This is a genomic window from Paenibacillus sp. AR247, from assembly GCF_002968895.1.
Lineage (GTDB): Bacteria > Bacillota > Bacilli > Paenibacillales > Paenibacillaceae > Paenibacillus_AQ > Paenibacillus_AQ favisporus.
In genome coordinates this window covers 546117-550412 of sequence record NZ_PCZT01000009.1, presented here as the reverse complement: position 1 = coordinate 550412, position 4296 = coordinate 546117, and the positions used below count along the sequence as shown (strand labels likewise).

At 53.6% G+C, this 4296-nt stretch carries 5 protein-coding genes and 1 pseudogene; 1 reads left to right on the top strand and 5 read right to left on the bottom strand.

Annotation, left to right across the window (positions count from 1 at the left end):
• Window positions 1-397: 397 nt before the first annotated feature.
• From kduD to CPT76_RS10525, 5 genes and pseudogenes are all read right to left on the bottom strand, one after another.
• On the bottom strand, window positions 398-1144 hold the full coding sequence (gene kduD / locus CPT76_RS10545; protein WP_105442887.1) for a 2-dehydro-3-deoxy-D-gluconate 5-dehydrogenase KduD: 747 nt from the start codon (window positions 1142-1144) through the stop codon (window positions 398-400).
• Between the two features lie 37 nt (window positions 1145-1181).
• Window positions 1182-1946 carry a DeoR/GlpR family DNA-binding transcription regulator gene (locus tag CPT76_RS10540; RefSeq protein WP_105442886.1) on the bottom strand — a complete coding sequence of 255 codons (765 nt, stop codon included), beginning with the start codon at window positions 1944-1946 and terminating at the stop codon, window positions 1182-1184.
• 31 nt (window positions 1947-1977) lie between these two features.
• Window positions 1978-2346, bottom strand: a pseudogene (locus CPT76_RS10535) (5-deoxy-glucuronate isomerase); the annotation flags it as partial.
• On the bottom strand, window positions 2271-2585 hold the full coding sequence (locus CPT76_RS10530) for a hypothetical protein (RefSeq protein WP_105442885.1): 315 nt from the start codon (window positions 2583-2585) through the stop codon (window positions 2271-2273). The gene CPT76_RS10530 and the pseudogene CPT76_RS10535, both read right to left, overlap by 76 nt.
• Window positions 2563-2862, bottom strand: coding sequence for a hypothetical protein (locus CPT76_RS10525; RefSeq protein ID WP_105442884.1), 300 nt, complete (start codon window positions 2860-2862; stop codon window positions 2563-2565). Before CPT76_RS10525 ends, CPT76_RS10530 begins: the two co-directional genes overlap by 23 nt.
• Before the next feature lie 386 nt (window positions 2863-3248).
• Here CPT76_RS10525 and CPT76_RS37210 point away from each other — a divergent pair.
• The coding region (locus CPT76_RS37210) for a catalase (protein WP_258168617.1) at window positions 3249-4296 on the top strand (1048 nt) is incomplete at its 3' end.

The following is a 4296-nucleotide window of genomic DNA, read 5'->3' as shown; positions in this document are numbered from 1 at the left end:
AATAGGTATTTTCAGCACGGTTTGTCGTTTTGTCGATAAAAAGCGTCTTCATTGCGCAACGTGTCGAAGGGAAGGAGGAGGGGAATTCAATCGATAAACTATCATTTTTATAAAAAACGTTTGTTTGGCCCCATCGATTCATCTTTTCGAAACAATGTTACGTCTGATAAGCGGACAAATTCGGATGATTCAGCCTACTTGGCGATGTCATGCCCGCACATATGATGAAAATGAAGGGCGGAAGAGCTTCTTTGGTCAGAATTTTGAAAATGGCTCCATTCGGAAACGATTCGAGCATGCTGTTAAAGTGGGAGACTTCAGCATATAAAAAGCTGCGCATTTCAGAAGAAGGGAACGGTTCCCTTTCTGTAATGCGCAGCTTTTATTGAATATGGCGTTATCTAGCCAACCATCCTCCGTCGACGCAGAGAACGTGGCCGTTGACATAATCGGATGCCTGGGAAGCGAGGAAAACAACCGGACCCTTCAAATCTTCCGGCGTGCCCCAGCGGCCTGCCGGAATCCGGTCCGTAATCGATTGCAGACGCTGTTCGTCCGAGCGGATCGGCGCCGTATTGTTCGTCTCCATGTACCCGGGGGCAATGGCATTGATCTGGACGCCTTTACCAGCCCACTCGTTGGCAAGCGCTTTGGTGATTCCGGCAACCGCATGCTTCGCCGCCGTATATCCCGGCACATTAATGCCTCCTTGAAAAGTAAGCATGGACGCAATATTGATGATTTTGCCGCTGCCGCGCTCCAGCATGTGGCGTCCGGCGAGCTGACTTAGGAAGAACACGGTGTTCAAATTCAAATTGATCACGTCGTTCCAATCCTGGCGCGCATGATCCGCTGCCGGCGTACGGCGGATGATACCGGCATTGTTGACCAAAATATCGATGTCGCCATAGAAGGAAAGCGCCTGCGCAAACACTTGATCCAAGGCGTCCGTGTCGCTTAAGTCGGCGGAAATTTGCTCCGCCTTCCCGCCAAGCCTGCGGATCTCCTCGACCGTCCGGTCACTGTTCGTCGAGGAGATGCATACGACCGAGGCTCCGGCTTCCGCCAGGCCAACGGCCATGCCTTGTCCCAGGCCGCCGGAGGTGCCGGTGACCAGGGCGATTTTACCCGTCAAATCAAACATCGTATATCAGTCCTTTGCATGGGATAGGTTGGATGCTTCACTGCGCATTCGCCACTTCGAGACGGGCGCCCGCTTGGCGAACGGCATCAGCGAATTCAGGGCTGCACCCTGAGTCGGTAAGGATTGCTTCGACTTCGTTCAGCTTCGCAAACGTCAGCAGGGCGCTTTGTCCGAATTTGTGATGGTCCACCACAGCGTAACAGGTACGCGCTGTCTCGAGGAGCGCCCGTTTGATGTCCAGAAGCTCTCCGGTGTAGATCGTCAGCCCATCTTCGGGATGCAGGCCCGTTGCCGACAAAAACGCCTTGTGAATATTCAGCCGCCGAACATAGGTGACCGCTTCCGGCCCCGCCAGCATGTTCCGCACGCGATAGCCTCCGGGGACGACAAGCCGGATGGCGTCCTTGCGGGCAAGTTCCGAAATGATGTGGACATCGTTGGTGACGACGGTCAGGGGCTGGTTATCCAGCGCCTTGGCGATTTCAAGCGTCGTACTGCCGCCGTCCAGCGCGATGACGTCATTCGGTTCGATGCGCGATAGGGCCAGGCGGGCGATATCCGCCTTCTCCGCAGCGTGGCGCGCCAGCGGTTCCTTGGTGGACAAAATGCCGAGCTGGTCGCTTTGCGCCAGAATCGCTCCGCCATGCACCCGCTGAAGCAGACCTTTGTCCTCCAGCTTGGCCAGATCCTCGCGGATCGTCTTGCCGGTGACGTTCAGCCGTTCGCTCAGTTCGGCAACCGTCACCTCCTGTTTGGCCAGGAGCAGTTCCATAATGTTTTCGTAGCGGCGTAAAGGGTTCATTGATTATTCATCCATTCGTTCGAGTTTTATCTTATTTTAATTCATCCATGCCGACAGGGTCCATATCCTCAAAGATTTGGTTCTCGCCGGCCATGCCCCAAATGAAGGTATAGCTGTTTGTTCCAACACCGCTGTGGATGGACCAGCTTGGGGAAATAACACCCTGTTCGTTGCGGACAACGAGGTGGCGGGTTTCCTGCGGCTCACCCATGAAGTGGAAGACGTTGCCGTCTTCCGGCATGTCGAAATAGAAGTAAACCTCGGAACGGCGGTTATGCGTATGACACGGCATCGTGTTCCACATGCTGCCCGGCTTCAAGAGCGTCATGCCCATGACGAGCTGGCAGCTTTGGATTCCGCCGGTATGGATATAACGGTAGATGGTGCGCTCGTTGGAATTACGCCGCTTTTATGTTCAGGTGTGAAATACAGCTGCCGCACGTAAGGGCTATACAGCTCCTCAAGGATCACTGGGCGGATGATACCGCCGTAGGTGTAATAGTCGTTTGGAATATGCAAGGCGGATGCTTCGCTGAAACGGTTGTCGGCTGCGACGATCAGAGTATGCTCACCCGGCCGTACATCCGAAATGACCACATCAAACGCGGTGTAGGCGTTATAATGCTGCGCAACTTTCACCCCGTCCCAGTAGATGTGTGCCGTGTGGCTTAACCCCTTTAAAAATAAGCCGGACAGATGCTTCCCTCCGGATATTTACGATCGTTCGATAGGCGCCAACGCCATTGTATGTACTGAAATCGGGATGCGTCTCCCAGCAGGATGGCACCGCCATCCGGTAGGGGAAGGACTGACTGGCCTGAGCGGACAAATCGGGTTCGTCGACGACGGTAAAATCCCAGGTGCCTTCTATAGTGCGGCTGACGCGGACTTCGTGGTTTTGAAACATCCTCTCCATTTCGATAACTCCTCCTTGATCAACTTATGTACCTTTTTCTAATCCCTTTTACATCACTTGATTTGTGTCGAGTATGGGCGTGGGGTGTTCGAGACTCACACTATTGGACGTGCTCAGAATCATGCTAAGCGATTTCAGTCGGAGGATCAATCGGAATAAATTGATGTAAAGTGGATTTTTTTGATGTCCGGACTTTAGTAGCGCGGAAGGCTCAAGGCATAAAAACGGAATCGGCTGGAAACGCTACTTCATATCTTTGCCATCTAAAATTAACCAGCCTTTGTGTACATAAAGACGAAAAGGAGAACAGCAGCATGGACCAACAACAAAAGCCTATGGAGCACGGCACTTCGGTGACCGGTTCCGGCGATGCCCTTGACCGCCGCATGGCTCCGGGCGAAGACGAAATGTCTCTCACCACGCGCCAGGGCCATCCGGTGAAAAACAACCAGAACATGCGGACGGTGGGAAGCCGCGGACCGGCAACGCTGGAAAACTATCAATTTATCGAAAAAATTACGCATTTTGACCGCGAGCGCATTCCAGAGCGCGTCGTGCATGCAAGAGGAGCCGGAGCGCACGGATACTTCGAGGCGTACGGCAAGGTTGGAGATGAGCCGGTATCCAAGTATACGCGGGCGAAATTGTACCAGGAAGCGGGCAAACGAACGCCCGTCTTCGTCCGTTTCTCCTCGGTCATCCACGGCGGCCATTCTCCGGAAACGCTGCGTGACCCACGCGGCTTTGCCGTGAAATTTTACACCGAAGACGGAAACTGGGACCTGGTCGGGAACAACCTGAAAATTTTCTTTATCCGCGACGCCATCAAGTTTCCCGATATGATCCACGCTTTTAAGCCGGATCCGGTCACGAACATCCAGGACAACGAGCGGTTCTTCGATTTTTGCTGCAACTCGCCGGAAACGATGCATATGATAACGTTCGTTCAATCTCCATGGGGCATCCCGGCCAACTACCGGCAGATGCAGGGGTCCGGAGTCAATACCTACAAATGGGTAAATGCTGAGGGAGAAGCGGTATTGATCAAGTACCACTGGGAACCGAAGCAGGGCATCAAAAACTTGACCCAAGCCGAGGCGGAAGCCATACAGGGTAAAAACTTCAACCATGCGACCCAGGACTTGTACGAAGCGATCGAGCGCGGCGATTATCCGGAGTGGGAGCTGTTCGTGCAAATTTTGAGCGACGACGACCATCCCGAGCTGGACTTCGACCCGCTGGACGATACCAAGCTGTGGCCGAAGGAACAGATTCCTTGGCGTCCGGTCGGCCGGATGGTGCTGAACAAAAATCCGGAGAACTATTTTGCCGAAGTGGAGCAGGCGGCGTTCGGAACCGGTGTTCTTGTCGACGGGATGGATTTTTCCGATGATAAAATGCTTCAGGGACGTACACTTTCGTATTCGGATACCC

Bases quoted from the DNA above. Each gene is read 5' to 3' on its own strand.
- kduD (WP_105442887.1), bottom strand. From the start codon at position 1,144: ATGTTTGATTTGACGGGTAAAATCGCCCTGGTCACCGGCACCTCCGGC.
- CPT76_RS10540 (WP_105442886.1), bottom strand. From the start codon at position 1,946: ATGAACCCTTTACGCCGCTACGAAAACATTATGGAACTGCTCCTGGCC.
- CPT76_RS10525 (WP_105442884.1), bottom strand. From the start codon at position 2,862: ATGGAGAGGATGTTTCAAAACCACGAAGTCCGCGTCAGCCGCACTATA.